15 protein-coding genes are annotated in these 16,181 nt (G+C 54.0%); 10 read left to right on the top strand and 5 right to left on the bottom strand.

Annotated elements, in window-relative coordinates:
* The first annotated feature begins 14 nt into the window (after positions 1–14).
* Positions 15–761: a GNAT family N-acetyltransferase gene (locus tag NBZ79_RS04740; RefSeq protein ID WP_251935945.1), complete on the top strand. Its 747-nt coding sequence runs from the start codon at positions 15–17 to the stop codon at positions 759–761.
* On the opposite strand, the gene NBZ79_RS04735 is transcribed toward NBZ79_RS04740, so the two are convergent.
* Genes NBZ79_RS04735 through NBZ79_RS04715 form a run of 5 tightly spaced genes read right to left on the bottom strand, consistent with a single transcriptional unit; the run spans position 756 to position 4,478 of the window.
* Positions 756–1,244, bottom strand: coding sequence for an ureidoglycolate lyase (locus tag NBZ79_RS04735; RefSeq protein WP_251935944.1), 489 nt, complete (start codon positions 1,242–1,244; stop codon positions 756–758). The two genes, NBZ79_RS04740 and NBZ79_RS04735, sit on opposite strands and share 6 nt — an antisense overlap.
* 6 nt (positions 1,245–1,250) lie before the next feature.
* Positions 1,251–2,255 carry an allantoicase gene (gene alc, locus NBZ79_RS04730; RefSeq protein WP_251935943.1) on the bottom strand — a complete coding sequence of 335 codons (1,005 nt, stop codon included), beginning with the start codon at positions 2,253–2,255 and terminating at the stop codon, positions 1,251–1,253.
* A gap of 37 nt (positions 2,256–2,292) precedes the next feature.
* On the bottom strand, positions 2,293–2,805 hold the full coding sequence (uraD, locus tag NBZ79_RS04725; RefSeq protein WP_251935942.1) for a 2-oxo-4-hydroxy-4-carboxy-5-ureidoimidazoline decarboxylase: 513 nt from the start codon (positions 2,803–2,805) through the stop codon (positions 2,293–2,295).
* 2 nt (positions 2,806–2,807) lie between these two features.
* Positions 2,808–3,725 carry an allantoinase PuuE gene (puuE, locus tag NBZ79_RS04720; RefSeq protein WP_420854583.1) on the bottom strand — a complete coding sequence of 306 codons (918 nt, stop codon included), beginning with the start codon at positions 3,723–3,725 and terminating at the stop codon, positions 2,808–2,810.
* 21 nt (positions 3,726–3,746) lie between these two features.
* Positions 3,747–4,478 carry a GntR family transcriptional regulator gene (locus NBZ79_RS04715; protein ID WP_251935939.1) on the bottom strand — a complete coding sequence of 244 codons (732 nt, stop codon included), beginning with the start codon at positions 4,476–4,478 and terminating at the stop codon, positions 3,747–3,749.
* Between the two features lie 178 nt (positions 4,479–4,656).
* Between NBZ79_RS04715 and uraH the strand changes: the two genes are divergently transcribed.
* The 9 genes from uraH to NBZ79_RS04670 all read left to right on the top strand — a co-directional run bounded on the left by uraH (position 4,657) and on the right by NBZ79_RS04670 (position 16,138).
* Entirely contained in the window at positions 4,657–5,010 is a 354-nt protein-coding gene (uraH, locus tag NBZ79_RS04710) for a hydroxyisourate hydrolase (RefSeq protein ID WP_251935938.1), read from the top strand.
* A gap of 90 nt (positions 5,011–5,100) precedes the next feature.
* Positions 5,101–6,471, top strand: coding sequence for a uracil-xanthine permease family protein (locus tag NBZ79_RS04705; protein ID WP_251935937.1), 1,371 nt, complete (start codon positions 5,101–5,103; stop codon positions 6,469–6,471).
* Positions 6,472–6,541: 70 nt separating this feature from the next.
* Entirely contained in the window at positions 6,542–8,008 is a 1,467-nt protein-coding gene (xdhA, locus tag NBZ79_RS04700; RefSeq protein WP_251935936.1) for a xanthine dehydrogenase small subunit, read from the top strand.
* On the top strand, positions 8,001–10,352 hold the full coding sequence (xdhB, locus tag NBZ79_RS04695) for a xanthine dehydrogenase molybdopterin binding subunit (protein ID WP_251935935.1): 2,352 nt from the start codon (positions 8,001–8,003) through the stop codon (positions 10,350–10,352). The genes xdhA and xdhB overlap by 8 nt, the downstream gene beginning before the upstream one ends.
* Positions 10,349–11,404, top strand: a complete 1,056-nt coding sequence (gene xdhC, locus NBZ79_RS04690; RefSeq protein WP_251935933.1) for a xanthine dehydrogenase accessory protein XdhC — start codon at positions 10,349–10,351, stop codon at positions 11,402–11,404. Before xdhB ends, xdhC begins: the two co-directional genes overlap by 4 nt.
* A gap of 63 nt (positions 11,405–11,467) precedes the next feature.
* Entirely contained in the window at positions 11,468–13,021 is a 1,554-nt protein-coding gene (locus NBZ79_RS04685) for an ABC transporter ATP-binding protein (protein ID WP_251935932.1), read from the top strand.
* Entirely contained in the window at positions 13,011–14,087 is a 1,077-nt protein-coding gene (locus NBZ79_RS04680; protein WP_251935931.1) for an ABC transporter permease, read from the top strand. The genes NBZ79_RS04685 and NBZ79_RS04680 overlap by 11 nt, the downstream gene beginning before the upstream one ends.
* A complete protein-coding gene (locus NBZ79_RS04675; RefSeq protein WP_251935930.1) occupies positions 14,087–15,016 on the top strand; it encodes an ABC transporter permease in 930 nt (309 codons plus the stop codon). The genes NBZ79_RS04680 and NBZ79_RS04675 overlap by 1 nt, the downstream gene beginning before the upstream one ends.
* Before the next feature lie 42 nt (positions 15,017–15,058).
* Positions 15,059–16,138: a BMP family ABC transporter substrate-binding protein gene (locus NBZ79_RS04670; RefSeq protein ID WP_251935929.1), complete on the top strand. Its 1,080-nt coding sequence runs from the start codon at positions 15,059–15,061 to the stop codon at positions 16,136–16,138.
* Positions 16,139–16,181 lie beyond the last annotated feature (43 nt).

Below are 16,181 nucleotides of genomic sequence, written 5' to 3'. Positions count from 1 at the left end.
ACAGCGCAACTCATATGTCGGTAATTATATCTGAAATCGAAGCACATGCACGTGCGGCGCTGCCTGCGCTAGATAGCGAAATCTACGATGGTTGGCAATTGCGCTTTGCCAATGGTCATACGCGCCGTGCCAATTCCGTGAATTTTACCGGACAAAGCGCACTGCCCTTGGACGAGAAGATTTCTCATTGTGAAGCCATCTACAGGCAAAAAGGCCAACCCTGTCATTTTCGGCTGACACCGCTTGCCAATGGCGATTTGGATGCTGAACTTTCCTCTCTCGGTTATTCTCTTTCAGATCCAACGGATGTTTTGGTTCAGCCCCTTATGGCCCCCCCCGTTAGCAAGGAGGATGTCGAGGTTGTCGTTGAAAAAAAGGCCTCGATCGAGGGTATCAACGCAATTGGCCATCTAACGAATTTGTCACCCGAATCACGAAATACTCTTGGCCAGATGATTGACCGGTCCGAACATGAGATCTTATTTGCAATGGTAAAAAACGGGAGTAATACCGTCGCCGTTGGACTTGGCGCTTTATCTGCGGACTATTTGGGACTCTTTGAATTTGCGACCAGTCCAGATCATCGGCGATTGGGATATGCTGCTGCTATCGTCAACAGATTGATTGTCGAAGCCATAAATGCCGGGGCGAAGACCGCCTATCTGCAGGCTGTTCAATCAAATATCGGCGGGAGACATTTCTGGGAAAATATGGGCTTTAAGACCTGCCTATACAGCTATCATTATCGCAGCAAATTATAAGTCTATCCAGATTTCAGGTTCGTCGAAGAAAAATTCATCACAGTTGGGTCCCTCCCCGCCGCGGTCGATGACGAGAAAGTCACTGACGGCCTCCAGGGCGAGAACAGGGTGATGCCAGGTCCCCGCATGATAATTAACGCCCTGATCACCCCGCGCCGAGAAAATCTTCAGATCATCAACGGATACAACGTCACCCCGGGGCGCGACTGCAACCAGATAGGGACGATTATTGAGCGGTACAAATGCCTGGCTACCGACCGGGTGGCGTTCGACCATTCGTATGTTGAGGGGATAGCTTAACGGCGTAGCCCGAAAAATATTAACCAGCGTTCGGGCTCCGGCATCAAGCTGAACCTCAGCAAGGTCATGAAAACGTTGGGTCGAGCCATTATTTATCGGAAAGAAATCTGACCCTGACGTTTCAATCACATCGCCGTAAGGTGCGAAGGATTCCTTTGTAAGCGGTTCGATGGATAATTTCATGATTTCCTACCTTGAAATCCTGCCGAACATGCGCAGGCGGCTGACGCCACCATCGGGAATGATATTCAACCGCACATGGCTTATGGGGCCAATTTCCTGAATTTCAGAACTGAATTTATGGATGTTATCCATGGATAGTTTTTGCTCGGGCAAAAGCGTTTTCCAGAACATGCTTTGCGTAACCAGCGATTCATCAGTTCCAGCCGTTACCATCGCCGCCTGAAGGGAACAGCTATCTGGATAATTCCCTTTAAAATGAGCTGTATCCACTTCTATTTCAGAAATAATCCCCGGATGGCCAAGCGAAACGATTGCCCAGTCATTACCTGGCTCCCGGCGCCTGCGTGTCTCCCATCCATCGCCCATATCCACACCGCGGCCCGGCGCAAGGATATTGGAAGGCGATCCGAAATGCTGATCGCTGGCGACAATGCCGCGCCCCCCATTTACAAGGGCCGCCAGGTCGATGGTTTCGGTTTCATCGCGGCTGTCCCAATTGCACTGGACCTGGCCATAGACACGTAGCCTGGCAACTCCGCCGTCCGGATAAATATTCAAGCGCAGATGGCTCCAGGTGCTTTCGTTCCCTATTGCTACAAGATGATGGCTGTTTCCCTGCAGCGTAACCGAGCTCACAACCTCCGTCCAAACTGTCGTTCCATCCGGTTCACCCTCCACAAAACACGCGTCAATCGAGGCTGCAGGCGGAAAGTTACCCGTAAAATGGCTGGTATCAATGTTTACGCCATGAAGGATTCCCGGAAGAGCCAGCCGGACAATACAGTGATCAAAGCCTTCTCCGCGCTTGCGGCGGCTTTCCCAGCCATCCATCCATTTACCGTTATCATCATATTTTCCCTCAATGAAAACGGGATCAGCAGGATCAATCAGGCGCGACTTATCGGCAAAAAAATCGTCTGTCGCATAGGTTACTTCAGCGCCCAGTCGGGGCGATGCCAAATTCGTGTATTTCGTTACAAATTCAGCTGTCTCTGAGGATACCAGTGTCATTTAATTCTCCATCCGTACGGTTTGTACGGTTATGTTACTACATTTCCAATAGTCGAAATCTTGCAATTTTATCAATTTCCAGCAATGCAGTTTTGAATTCCTGGTCTGGATTATTGCCAATACGTGCTTCAAAGCCAGCAATGATTTCGTGCCGGTTGCTGTTCTTGACCGCCTTAATAAAAGGAAAGCCGAACTTTTCTTTGTAGGCGTCATTGTACGCCTGAAATTTCTCAAATTCTTCTGCCGTGCAATCTCCCAGTCCGGCGCCAGACTGTTCCGTGGTCGATGCCGCCGTCAATTCGCCACGAACCGCGGCTTTGCCCGCCAGATCCGGATGCGCGTTTATAAGGGACATTTTTCTCTCTTTATCGGCGCTTTCAACCACCTTTGCCATATGTTCCGCCAAAGTTTCAATGACGTCATGAACAGGCGTAACGCCTTGGTTCCAGACAGCTTCCGCTACCCAGGGGGAATGTTCATAAACGCCACCAAAGGCCTCGATGAAGGTTGCCTTGTCCATGGCGCTCGGACGCTTTTTAAACTCGGTCATAGCTATTGTGCTCCTGACGGAGCTGGATGCTGGTCATGCCAATGCCGTGCAATTTCAAGCCGGCGGCAAAACCAGACATCTTCATGACTTTTGGCATATTCCAAAAACCGCTTCAGGGCAGCGATACGTCCGGGCCGTCCGACAAGGCGGCAATGCAGGCCAACAGACATCATCTTTGGTGCGTCAGCCCCTTCTTCATACAAGGTGTCAAAGCTGTCCTTCAGATAGGTGAAATACTGCTCGCCACTGTTAAAACCCTGCAAGGAGGCAAATCTCATGTCATTCACATCAAGTGTGTAAGGGATGATCAATTGGTCGCGACCTGCCTCTCGTATCCAGTAAGGCAGATCATCATCATAGGCATCCGCGTCATACAAAAAGCCCCCCTCTTCCGCGACCAGCCGCCGGGTATTCGGGCTGGTCCGGCCTGTATACCAACCCAGAGGGCGCTCTCCGGTCAATTCGCCAATAATATCGATTGCCTTCTTCATATGCTCGCGCTCAACGGCTTCTGGCACATACTGATAATTGATCCAGCGATATCCGTGGCTGCAGATTTCGTGGCCGGCCTCAACGAAGGCCTTGGCAACATCCGGATGACGTTCCAGCGCCATGGCAACGCCGAAAACCGTCAGCGGAATATCAAATTTCTCAAATAACCTCAACAGACGCCAAACACCGGCCCGGCTTCCATATTCGTAAATTGATTCCATGCTGATATGGCGCACATCTTCAAGTGCCTGCGCACCCACGATCTCCGAAAGAAACGCCTCCGAGGCTGCGTCACCATGCAGGATGCAATTTTCGCCCCCTTCTTCATAGTTCAGCACGAACTGCACTGCCAGGCGCGCATTTCCCGGCCATTTCGGGTCCGGTGGATTGGCGCCATAGCCGATCAAGTCGCGGGGATAATCTGACATTTCCGACATTCTTACAAAGTCCTAGTTTTCTGGCGTCTTGGAAAAAACAGCATATAAGTCACTTTTCGGCTCACCGCCGTTTAAATTGAGCTGATCTTCACATGCCTGAAGATGGGCCAGCATCAAAGCCGCTGCCCTGTCCTCGTCCCGCGCATCAATGGCGTCGATAATCTCTGAATGCTCGTCACAACTACACGCCGACAAATTTCCTTTTTGATATTGCACAATGATGAGGGAGTTACGGGAAACCAGTTCTTTTACATATGCGGATAATGTCTGGTTTCCGGCAATTGCCGCCAGTTTTAAATGAAAGTCGCCCGACTGACGGACCCATGTCTTATGATTGCCCCTATCCAGGCTCTTTTGTTCCTGGGCAACCATCTCCCGTAAATCCTTGATCTCAGCGTCCGTGTGCTTATTGACGGCCAGGCGGATAACGCCTTCTTCAATCAGGCGCCGTGCCTGCAGGACTTCGCGTGCCTCCTCATGGGTGGGTTCTGCAACAAAGGCGCCCCGGTTTGGCTGGATTTGGACAATCCGTTCATGAGCCAGTTGCTGAAGAACAATCCTGATAATACTCCGGCTGACGCCAAATATCTCTCCCAGGGTGTCTTCCGACAATTTGGTTCCCGGTGCCAGCCGCTGCTCCAGAATAGCTGTCAGCATTTCTTCGTAAATGCGGACATTCTGCGCCGCCTTGCGAAGCGGTTGTTTCTCGGGTTCCAGGGCGGTTGATGGGGCGCTGCTGCTCATGTTTATTTCCATTTTCCTCTTCTTCTTCCCTTTCGTTATACAATAAAAATAATAATTGTACACACAATATGCAAAAATATTGTTCACAAAAATTATAATATATGTAGACAATAAATTACTCCTCGTGCTAGGAGTCACTTAGACTCGCACTAATTCGGGCCGAGTTGTAGGGAGCAACATGGGAAAACTGACAACACATATTCTGGACACATCAGCCGGAAAACCTGGAAAGGACATCCGGATAGATTTGTTCGCGGTTAATGCCGGAAAGCATGTGCATCTCAAAACCGTCACAACCAATGAAGACGGGAGATGTGACGCGCCCCTGCTGGAAGGGGAGGAATTGAGAACGGGTCAGTATGAACTGGTATTTCACGCCGGTGACTATTTTGAAAATTCGGGGATCGTGACACCATCACCTCGATTTCTCGATGACATTGTTTTGAGATTTGGTGTCTCAAGCGCAGACGAGCATTATCACGTACCACTTCTCGTCTCACCTTATAGTTATTCGACATATCGCGGGAGCTAGAATAGCGCATAAGCAAACAAGAACAGGGAGGAAGCCGGCTTAATCGGAATAATTCGAAGGGCACAGGCGTCCAATAATGGGGACAGACACATGAGCGAAATTTCATCAAACGCGTCCGCGGCAGGATCAGGGGCCACCGATGTCCGGGATCCGAACCATATGCCACCAATTGGCCAGGCAATTCCACTTGGCATTCAGCATGTCCTGGCCATGTTTGCCGGAAATATCACCGTTCCCCTTATTATTGCCAATGCGGCAGGGCTGGCCGGTGCCGACACGGTATTCCTCATCCAGATGTCCATGCTGGTCGCCGGGCTGGCGACATTGTTGCAGACCATCGGCATCGGCCCCATCGGCTCTCGCCTGCCCATAATGCAGGGGACCAGTTTCGCCTTTCTGCCGGTTCTTATTCCTGTTGCCAAAGCCGCAGGCGGACTGGCCGCCCTGCCGGTTATTTTCGCGGCGACCCTGGTTGGCGGTATCTTTCATTTTCTGATCGGAACCGTCATTGGACGTTTCCGCGGCATCCTGCCGCCGCTGGTGACCGGACTTGTGGTCATGACCATCGGTCTGGCGCTGATCCCGGTCGGGGTTGAATATATGGGCGGCGGTAAATTCGCCAAATTTGTCACCAAGGACTTCGGGGCCTGGTACCATCTGTTCCTGGGGTGCCTTGTCATTGTCAGCATCCTGGCGGCCAAGTTCCTGACGAAAGGGATCGCCTCAGCCTCCGCTATCCTGATCGGATTGGTCATTGGCTATCTGGTGGCCATCCCCATGGGTATGGTCAATGCGGATAAAATCACCAATGCGGCCTGGTTCTCAATTCCCGAGCCGTTGAAATACGGTTTCGATTTCACCAGCGATCTCGCCATGACGGCGATCATCGGCATGTGCCTGATGGCGATAGTCTCGGCAATCGAGACTGTCGGCGACATTTCCGGAATCACCAAGGGCGGTGCCGGACGTGAACCCACAGCCAAGGAGATTTCAGGCGGCACCATGGCTGATGGCCTGGGAACTGCGATTGGCGCGGTTTTCGGTTCCATGCCCAACACATCTTACAGCCAGAATGTCGGGCTCATTTCCTTCACCGGCGTCATGAGCCGCCATGTGGTAACCATCGGCGCCATCTTCCTCATTCTCGCAGCGTTTTTCCCGAAAATCGGAGCCATAGTCGCCGCCATGCCCAACGCGGTTTTGGGCGGAGCAGCCGTTGTCATGTTCGGTATGATTGCCGGCGCGGGACTTAAGCTGTTGAGCGACGTTGACATGGATCGTCGGAACATGGTGATTATTGCCCTTTCGCTGGGTGTCGGCCTTGGCCTGAAAGCCGAACCCGGCGTGGTTGCCGCCCTACCGGTCTGGGCGACGATGCTATTGACGTCCGGTTTATTCCCGGCCGCTTTTCTGGCCATTTTCCTGAACCTGATCTTGCCGAAACATCTCGAAGAGATCTGAAATAGAAACAAGCAAACCCTTTGATTTTAGCCCGAGCGCTATAGCTAGACAGTAAGACCCGGAGAAACAAATGAGACAAACACTACGCTTCGTTCACAGAGGTGAAATCGTTGAGATGGAAGATGTCGATCCGACAAAAACCGTCTTGAATTTCCTCCGCTATGAACAGGCGCTCACCGGGACCAAGGAAGGATGCGCGGAAGGCGATTGCGGTGCCTGCAGCGTCGTTGTCGGTGAAATCGTTGAGGGAGACTTGCGGTATCAGGCGGTCAATGCCTGTATCCAGTTCCTGCCCACATTGGACGGCAAGGAGCTGATAACAGTTGAAGACCTGAAATCCGAAGACGGCGGCCTGCACCCGGTACAAGAAGCAATGGTGGCCCGTCATGGCACCCAATGTGGTTTCTGCACGCCGGGTTTTGTCATGTCGATGTTCGCGGAAATGCATTCCAGCGACAACCCCGATCGCGGCCATATCGACAATGTGCTGGCCGGAAACCTTTGCCGTTGCACCGGATATGGCCCAATAATTCAGGCAGCCCAGGATATTGCCGCAGACAAGCCCCGGGACAAATTCCATGAACAGTCAACAGCAACGCTTGAATTATTGGCCAGGCTGGAAAATGATCCGGGCCTGCACCTGTCCTTTGACGGCCGTCAGTATTTCGCACCAAAAACCAGTGCCGACCTAGCTGAAATTCTGGGCAAAAACCCGGAAGCAACAATTCTCGCCGGTGCGACGGATGTCGGCCTATGGGTCACCAAGCTGCATCGTGAACTTGCAACCGTTGTCTATGTGGGCCAGATCGCTGAACTGAAAACCATGTCGGTTGACGAAGGCGAACTCAGCATCGGTGCCGGCGTCACCTATAGTGAGGCCTGGGCGACAATTGCCTCTCATTATCCCGATTTCGGTGAATTGATCCGCCGTATTGCGTCAACCCAGATCCGGAATACAGGCACCATCGGTGGCAATATAGCAAATGGCTCGCCGATCGGGGATACGCCTCCGGCCCTGATTGTCCTCAATGCCCGGCTGCGGCTGCGATCTGCCGAAGGATTCCGCGATATTCCACTGGAAGACTTCTTTATCGAATATGGAAAACAGGATCTGCGGACGGGCGAATTTGTCGAACGGCTCTTTTTACCCCTACCTGAAAAAGACACCCGCTTTTCGACTTACAAGATATCAAAGCGCTTTGATCAGGATATCTCGGCGGTTTGTGCGGCATTCCATTTATCGCTCAATGACAATAAAGTTGACGGCATTCGTATTTGTTACGGTGGCATGGCCGGAACCCCCTTGCGCGCAAAGAAAACAGAGGCAGCGCTGCTTGGACAGGACTGGTCGCTTGACGCCGTTGAACGGGCCATGCGGACCATGACAGAGGATTACCAGCCCATGTCTGATATGCGGGCCAGTAAAGACTACCGGATGATGAGCGCCCAAAATCTGTTGAAAAAATTCTTTATTGAAACAACCGCTCCAGACGTCAACACCCGCATCGTCGGAGAAGGGAGCTTGGCCTATGCATAACCCCTCCCCTGCATCCGAAATCAAGGGCACCGTTTATAAGGGCCTTGCCCATGACAGCGCCGCCAAGCAGGTTGCCGGCGAGGCTGCCTATATCGACGACATCGCCGAACCCAAAGATATGTTGATGTTGTATGTGGCGCAAAGTGAAAAAGCACATGCGCGTGTGCTCAAGCTTGATGTCTCTGCTGTCAGGACCGCTCCCGGTGTTGCCGCTGTTCTTACAGCCGGCGATGTGCCCGGTATCAATGACGCCTCCCCCATTGCAGGTGATGATCCTTTATTCGCGGAAGGTCTTGTCGAATGTGTTGGCCAATCCCTCTTCGCGGTGGCCGCCGACACCCTTGAACAAGCCCGGTCCGCAGCCGGTCTGGCGGTTGTTGAGTATGAAGAGCTTCCGGCACTGCTGACGGTCGAGCAAGCCATCGCAGCGGAGTCCTTTGTCCTGCCTTCTCGGGAAATAGTCCGCGGCAATCCGGCTGAGGCCATCAAGGGCGCCCCGCATCGGATCAGCAAGCGTATGGAAATTGGTGGACAGGAGCATTTCTATCTGGAAGGCCAGGTGGCGTTTGCGATTCCCGGCGAAGATGGCGACGTTTTCGTTTATTCGTCGACCCAGCATCCGACAGAGGTCCAGCATAATGTCGCCAAGGTCCTGAAAGTCGCCGATCATTCCATTATCACCGAAATCCGCCGTATGGGGGGCGCATTCGGCGGCAAGGAAACACAAGGTGCCTGGTATGCGGCCATGGCGGCATTGGCCGCCGTGAAAACCGGACGCCCTGCGAAAATCCGGCTGGATCGTGACGATGATATGGTCATGACCGGCAAGCGTCATGATTTCGTCGTCAATTTTGAAGCCGGCTTCGATGATGATGGCCGTATTCTGGGGGCGGATTTTGTCTTTGCCTCACGATGCGGGCGCTCCGTCGATCTGTCAGCCTCCATTAATGATCGCGCCATGTTTCACGCGGATAACTGCTATTTTCTGGAAAATGTTTCCATCATCTCTCATCGCTGCAAAACGCATACCGTCTCCAATACCGCCTTTCGCGGATTCGGCGGGCCACAAGGCATGCTGGCACCGGAACGGATGATGGATGCCATTGCGTCTTACCTGAAAAAGGATCCTTTGGAGGTGCGTAAAATCAATCTGTATGGCAAGACAGATCGAAATGTTACCCCCTATCAGATGACCGTCGAGGACAATGTGGCACCGGAAATAATCGACGCGCTCGTCGCCTCTTCCAATTACGTGGCCCGGCGTGAGGCCATCCGCGAATTTAACCAGACCAGCCCCGTATTGAAAAAGGGTATTTCATTGACCCCGGTGAAGTTCGGCATTTCCTTTACGGCCACGCATCTGAATCAGGCTGGCGCCTTGTTGCATGTGTATACGGACGGCAGTGCCATGATCAATCATGGCGGAACGGAAATGGGGCAGGGCCTTTATACAAAAGTCGCACAAGTTGTTGCGGAAATACTGCAAATCGATGTGGGCAAGGTCAAAATTACGGCCACACGGACGGACAAGGTGCCAAACACGTCCCCCACAGCGGCCTCATCCGGATCAGACCTAAACGGCAAGGCAGCCGAAGCGGCAGCAAAAACAATCAAGGAGCGGCTTATTGCATTTGCCGCAGACCATTATGATGTAGACGAAGAAGCTGTTGTCTTCCTCCCCAACCGGGTTCGCGTTGGCCCGGAAGAAATGGCTTTTAAAGATCTGGTGCAAGCTGCCTATATGAACCGGATTTCACTGTCCGCGACAGGATACTATCGTACACCAAAAATCCATTATGATGCCGCCACCTTATCCGGGCGCCCATTTTACTATTTCGCCTATGGCGCGTCGGTCTCAGAAGTTGTCATCGACACGCTGACAGGTGAAAACAAGGTGGTCGCCGTTGATATTCTGCATGACGCGGGCAAGAGCCTGAATCCGGATATCGACAAAGGCCAGATCGAAGGCGGATTTATCCAGGGCATGGGCTGGCTGACAACGGAAGAGCTGTATTTTGATGCGCAGGGCGTTCTTAAAACCCACGCGCCTTCCACGTATAAAATTCCGGCCTGCAGTGATCGGCCCGAGATTTTCAATATGGAGATCTTTGAAGATGGCGTAAATGTTGAGGATACAATTTTTAAATCCAAGGCAGTCGGGGAACCGCCCTTGATGCTCGCCATCTCCGCGCTTTCGGCAATCACCGATGCTGTCAGCAGTGTATCGGATTATGAACAATATCCCGATCTGGATGCCCCGGCGACGCCCGAGCGGATCCTTATGGCTGTTCGCGACATGCAAAAGTCGCGACGTAACCCGGCAACGATTGAGGCGGCTCAATGAGTAACTGGCCCGGCATATTGACAGCTCTCGACGGCTTCGCGGAAGCCGCGGTCCTTATCACGGTCGGAGAGGTAAAAGGATCAACGCCGCGCGAAACCGGCGCCACCATGCTGGTAACCGCAACTGCCCTCATAGGAACCATCGGCGGCGGCCGGTTGGAATATTTGGCCATAGAAAAGGCGCGGTCCCTGCTTCATATGTCTGGCGAGAAGACTTCTCTCCGCCTTCAGGTTCCCTTGGGGCCGGAACTCGCCCAATGTTGCGGAGGACATGTGGATATTCTGATCAGTCGGCTAGCTGAAAATGATTATATCAATTTTAACCGGTTAAATAATAATTATTCAAAATCCGTGCTTTTGAGCCATTGGACCGGCGATGAATGTCGCCGGCAGCTCCTGTCCGCCAGTGACACCACCCTGTATCTGGACAAGCCGTTGCAAGCTGCAATTCATAGAAAACTGACGGATCCGGGTGCGGAAATCGTGCCGTCTTCCAGCGCAACGGAGGCATCCTTCAGTCTGGTTCAGTCGATGTCCAGCTCGGAGTTTCATGTAACGCTGTTTGGCGCCGGGCATGTGGGCAAGGCCGTGGTCGCCGCGCTCGCGCCACTGCCCTGCACGATCACCTGGGTAGATGAGCGGGCCCATGAGTTTCCGGCTGCAATTCCGGACAATGTGGTAAAGCGGGTGACAAGTTCAGCGACTGCCGAGGTTTTAGCGTCACCGGCCGGTGGATATTTTCTGGTAATGACCCATAGCCATCAACTGGATCTGGAGATCTGTGAAGCGGTATTGAGCGAAGCCGGGGAAAGCTATCTGGGTCTTATTGGATCGGCGACGAAAAAGAGGAAGTTCGAGAAGCGGCTGGCGGTTCGGGGATTGAGCAAGGACGACATTGCCCGGATCACCTGCCCCATCGGGTTAAACGAGCTTGGCGGCAAGCGCCCGGCTGAAATTGCCCTCAGTGTCGCGGTGGAAATTCTCATTGAGGTACAGAAACAGGAGCGGGAAAAAGCGGTTCCTGACACACAAGGCGCCCAGGCGCAGAAATAAGGAAAATGGCAAATCCATAAGCCGAAAACCGGCACCTGATTTGCCCTTAAGAGGGAGAGTTGAATGACAAGTAGCAGCGGAACCATACCGCAGCTTGAATTGAAGGGGATAACGAAACAATATCCCGGATGCCTGGCCAATGATCATATCGATCTGAAAATCATGCCCGGTGAGATTCATGCGTTGCTGGGCGAAAACGGGGCGGGCAAAAGCACGCTGGTGAAAACCATTTATGGCGTGTTGAAAGCCGATGAAGGGGAGATCTTCTGGGAAGGCCAGCTGACGGACATTCCCAATCCGCATACGGCGCGCAAAATCGGCGTCGGCATGGTGTTTCAGCATTTCTCCCTGTTCGAGGCCATGACGGTGACGGAGAATATTGCGCTGGGCATGTCGGGCAGCCAGAACATGAAGGAGCTGGAAAGCCGCATCGTCGAGATTTCCAACAGCTACGGGTTGCCGCTGGATCCGGCGCGTCAGGTGCATACCCTGTCCGTCGGTGAGAAGCAGCGTATCGAGATCGTCCGCTGCCTGTTGCAGAACCCGAAGCTGCTGATCATGGATGAGCCGACATCCGTTCTGACGCCGCAGGAAGCGGACAAGATGTTCGAGACCCTGCGCCGGTTATCGTCGGAAGGCGTGTCGATCCTGTATATCAGTCACAAGCTTGATGAGATCAAGGCATTGTGCCACAAGGCGACGATCCTGCGCGGCGGTAAATATATCAGCGAATGCGATCCCACCCAGGAAACCGCGAAAAGCCTGGCCGAGATGATGATCGGCACGGATCTGAAAGCGCCCGAGCATCATGACGTGGCCGAGCAAGGCCCGGTTCGCCTGCAGGTACGCAATCTTGGCGTCGATGCGGATGCGGAGTTCGGGGTTGATCTCAGCGGCATCAACTTTGAAGTCAGGGGCGGAGAGATCCTGGGCATCGCCGGGGTTGCCGGCAATGGCCAGATCGAACTGCTGTCGGCCCTCAGCGGCGAGACTGTGGTTGCCGACCTTGAGGCTGTAAAGCTGGACGGCCAGTCCATGAGCCGCCTCAACCCGTCGCAACGGCGGAATCTCGGGCTGGCCTTCGTCCCCGAGGACCGCCTCGGCCATGGCTCGGTGCCGGAAATGATGCTGACGGAGAACGCCTTCCTCAGCGGCTACAACCGCATGAAACTGATGAGGGCCGGCTTTATCGATACCGGCGCCACATCGCGCTATGCCCAGGAGATTGTCGAGCAGTTCGATGTCCGCACGCCAGGCATCAACCATACGGCGGACAGCCTGTCCGGCGGCAACCTGCAGAAATTTATTGTTGGCCGCGAGGTGCTGCAAAATCCCGATGTAATCATTGTCGCCCACCCCACCTGGGGTGTGGATGCCGGGGCCGCCTCGGCGATCCATCAGGCGCTGATCGACATGACGGAAAAAGGCGCGGCCGTCCTGGTTGTCAGCCAGGACCTGGACGAGCTGTTCGCCATCAGTAACCGCATTGCGGTGATCGCCGAAGGCCGGCTGTCACCCACCCGGAATATTCAGGATATCAGTATTGAGGAAATCGGCCTGCTGATGGGCGGCACCCATGGCATGGGTGAAACAGGAGGGCAGACCCATGTTGCTTAAAATCGAGAAACGCGCCGAATATTCGCGCGCCATGATCTATCTGACCCCCGTCTTCGCCCTGATCCTGACCATGCTGACCAGCATTGTGCTGTTCCGCCTGCTCGGTGTCAGTCCCATGGAAGCGCTCCATAATTTCTTTATCCTGCCGATCAATACGGAATATGGCCTGTCGGAGCTGTTTGTGAAGGGCACGCCGCTGATCCTCATTGCCATCGGCCTGTCGGTGGGCTTCAAGGCCAATGTGTGGAATATTGGCGCCGAGGGCCAGCTGACCATGGGCGCCATCGTCGGCAGCAGTATCTTTATCTATTTCCATGACATCGACAGCATTTTTCTGCTGCCGGCCATGATCCTGCTGGGGGCCATTGGCGGCGCCCTCTGGGCGGCCATCCCGGCTTATTTGAAAACCCGCTTTAACGCCAACGAGATCCTGACCAGCCTGATGCTGGTTTATGTGGCGATCCTGTTCCTGTCGGTACTGGTACACGGGCCGTGGCGCGATCCGGACGGGTTCAATTTCCCCGAATCCCGGACGTTTAGCGAAAGCGCCGATATGCCGATCCTGATGGCCGGAACAAGAATGCATTTCGGCACCCTGCTGGCCCTGTTCGCGGTCATTGGGGCCTGGATCATGATGTCCAAGACCCTGATCGGTTTCCAGATCAAGGTCATCGGCTCCGCCCCGACGGCGGGCGGATATGCGGGCTTCAGCCAGAAAAAGATTATCTGGTTCGCGCTGTTGTTTGGCGGTGCCATGGCCGGTATCGCCGGCTTGTCGGAAGTCTCCGGCCCCATCGACCAGATCCTGCCCAGCATCTCGCCGGGCTATGGGTTTACGGCAATTATTGTGGCCTTCCTCGGGCGGCTGCATCCGGTCGGCATCCTGTTTGCGGGACTGCTGATGGCGCTGACGTATCTTGGCGGCGAAACCGCCCAGATCAATCTCGGCTTGCCGGTGGCAGTCACCGGCGTGTTTCAGGGCATGATCCTGTTTTATCTCTTGGCGTGTGACGTTCTGGTTCACTATCGCTTTCGTTGGAATAGCTTTGGAAAGGCAGCGTCATAATGTCTGGATTTGATTGGATCGTCCCGGTAATTCTTACCGTCATCACCGCAGCAACACCGCTGGTCTTCGCCGCCATCGGGGAGCTTGTCACCGAGAAATCAGGGGTTCTGAACCTGGGCGTTGAGGGCATGATGCTGGTCGGCGCCGTGACCGGCTTTGTCACCGCAACCGTCACCGGCAACTATTTTCTGGCTGTCGCTCTCGCCGCCGTTGCCGGAGGATTTATGGCCTTCCTGTTTGGCATCCTGACCTTGTCCCTGATGGCCAATCAGGTTGCCACCGGCCTTGCCCTGACCCTGTTCGGGGTGGGATTGAGCGCCTTGATGGGGCAGGAGTTTGTCGGCGAGCCCGTCGCTTCCCTCTCCAAACTCAACATTCCCGGGATTTCAGATATTCCCATAATCGGCCCCATTGTGTTCGGTCAGGACGGATTGGTTTACCTGTCCTTTGTCATGGTCGCCCTTGTCAGCTGGTTTTTATACAAGACCAAAGCCGGGCTTATCCTCCGCGCTGTTGGTGATTCTCACGATGCGGCCCATTCCATTGGCTATTCGGTCATCGGAATCCGGTATATGGCGGTTATTTTTGGCGGTGCCATGTCGGGCATCGGCGGGGCCTATCTGTCCCTTGCCTATACGCCCATGTGGGCGGAAAACATGACGGCAGGCCGGGGCTGGATCGCCCTTGCCCTGATCGTTTTCGCCACCTGGAAGCCCGGCCTGGTCCTTGTCGGTGCCTATATGTTCGGCGGGATCACTATCTTGCAGTTGCATGCGCAAGCAGCTGGTCTAGACTTGCCTTCACAGGTCTTATCCATGCTACCCTATCTGGCAACAGTCCTTGTACTGGTGCTGATATCAAAAGACCAATCTAGAATAAGAAAACATGCACCGGCCTGCATCGGAAAGATCTTCCATCCTGCGGCCTAGAAGAAAGAAACAAGAAACGTTTATTAAACAGAGGAGAACGTAATGAAACTAAAACATATCTCAACCCTGCTGGGGGCAGCCGCCGTTGCCGCCAGCATGCTGACCGGCGCCAGCGCCAGTGCAGAAGACAAAGTCGGTTTTGTCTATGTGGGCCCAGTGGGCGATCATGGCTGGACCTACCGTCATGACCTCGGCCGTCAGGCCGTACAGAACGCGCTTGGCGATAAAGTCAAAACCACGTTCGTGGAAAGTGTGAAAGAAGGCCCCGATGCGGAACGGGTCATTCGCCAAATGGCCGCCGACGGCCACAAACTGATCTTCACCACCTCCTTCGGATATATGAACCCGACCTTGAAAGTGGCGAAACAGTTCCCCGGCGTCAAATTTGAACATGCCACGGGTTATAAGCGCATGGACAATGTCAGCACCTATTCCGCCCGTTTCTATGAAGGTCGCTATGTGGTTGGTAAAATCGCCGGTAAAATGACCAAATCAAACGTTATCGGATATGTCGGTTCCTTCCCGATCCCGGAAGTTGTCCGGGGTATCAACGCGACAATCCTGGCGGCCCGCAGTGTTAATCCTGATGTGGTTGTCAAGGTCGCCTGGGTGAGCACCTGGTATGACCCGGGTAAAGAAGGCGATGCGGCCAAGGCCCTGATCGATCAGGGCGCCGATATAATCCTGCAGCATACAGACAGCCCGGCGCCGTTACAGGTGGCAGAATCCCGTGGTGTCTGGGCCGTCGGCCAGGCATCTGATATGTCCAAATTTGCGCCAAAAGCGCAATTGACCGGCATCATCGATGACTGGGACGGGTATTATGTCGCCCGCACCAAAGCCATTCTTGACGGCAGCTGGAAGTCAGAAGACACCTGGGGCGGTTTCAACACCGGTCTGGTTCAACTGGCACCTTATAACAAGGCGATCCCGGCAGATGTCATTCAGCTTGCAGAAGACACACGCAAGGGCATTGAAGACGGATCGATTAACCCGTTTGCCGGCCCGTTCAACAAGCAGGATGGTTCCGTTGGCGCAGCCGCCGGTTCCGCCCTGGATGACGGCACGTTGCTGGGGATGAACTGGTATGTTGAAGGCGTTGAAGGTCAACTGCCTAAATAAACCGGAAGACTGCGATTATGACCCCGCCGATCTTGAATGGGTC

It is taken from the genome of Sneathiella marina, assembly GCF_023746535.1.
Lineage (GTDB): Bacteria > Pseudomonadota > Alphaproteobacteria > Sneathiellales > Sneathiellaceae > Sneathiella > Sneathiella marina.
This window is presented reverse-complemented; position numbering and strand designations above follow the sequence as displayed.

What these genes read in the sequence shown, in the direction of transcription:
- NBZ79_RS04740 (WP_251935945.1), top strand. Translation starts at nt 15, where the DNA reads ATGTCGGTAATTATATCTGAAATCGAAGCACATGCACGTGCGGCGCTG.
- NBZ79_RS04735 (WP_251935944.1), bottom strand. Translation starts at nt 1,244, where the DNA reads ATGAAATTATCCATCGAACCGCTTACAAAGGAATCCTTCGCACCTTAC.
- alc (WP_251935943.1), bottom strand. Translation starts at nt 2,255, where the DNA reads ATGACACTGGTATCCTCAGAGACAGCTGAATTTGTAACGAAATACACG.
- uraD (WP_251935942.1), bottom strand. Translation starts at nt 2,805, where the DNA reads ATGACCGAGTTTAAAAAGCGTCCGAGCGCCATGGACAAGGCAACCTTC.
- puuE (WP_420854583.1), bottom strand. Translation starts at nt 3,725, where the DNA reads ATGTCAGATTATCCCCGCGACTTGATCGGCTATGGCGCCAATCCACCG.
- NBZ79_RS04715 (WP_251935939.1), bottom strand. Translation starts at nt 4,478, where the DNA reads ATGAGCAGCAGCGCCCCATCAACCGCCCTGGAACCCGAGAAACAACCG.
- uraH (WP_251935938.1), top strand. Translation starts at nt 4,657, where the DNA reads ATGGGAAAACTGACAACACATATTCTGGACACATCAGCCGGAAAACCT.
- NBZ79_RS04705 (WP_251935937.1), top strand. Translation starts at nt 5,101, where the DNA reads ATGAGCGAAATTTCATCAAACGCGTCCGCGGCAGGATCAGGGGCCACC.
- xdhA (WP_251935936.1), top strand. Translation starts at nt 6,542, where the DNA reads ATGAGACAAACACTACGCTTCGTTCACAGAGGTGAAATCGTTGAGATG.
- xdhB (WP_251935935.1), top strand. Translation starts at nt 8,001, where the DNA reads ATGCATAACCCCTCCCCTGCATCCGAAATCAAGGGCACCGTTTATAAG.
- xdhC (WP_251935933.1), top strand. Translation starts at nt 10,349, where the DNA reads ATGAGTAACTGGCCCGGCATATTGACAGCTCTCGACGGCTTCGCGGAA.
- NBZ79_RS04685 (WP_251935932.1), top strand. Translation starts at nt 11,468, where the DNA reads ATGACAAGTAGCAGCGGAACCATACCGCAGCTTGAATTGAAGGGGATA.
- NBZ79_RS04680 (WP_251935931.1), top strand. Translation starts at nt 13,011, where the DNA reads ATGTTGCTTAAAATCGAGAAACGCGCCGAATATTCGCGCGCCATGATC.
- NBZ79_RS04675 (WP_251935930.1), top strand. Translation starts at nt 14,087, where the DNA reads ATGTCTGGATTTGATTGGATCGTCCCGGTAATTCTTACCGTCATCACC.
- NBZ79_RS04670 (WP_251935929.1), top strand. Translation starts at nt 15,059, where the DNA reads ATGAAACTAAAACATATCTCAACCCTGCTGGGGGCAGCCGCCGTTGCC.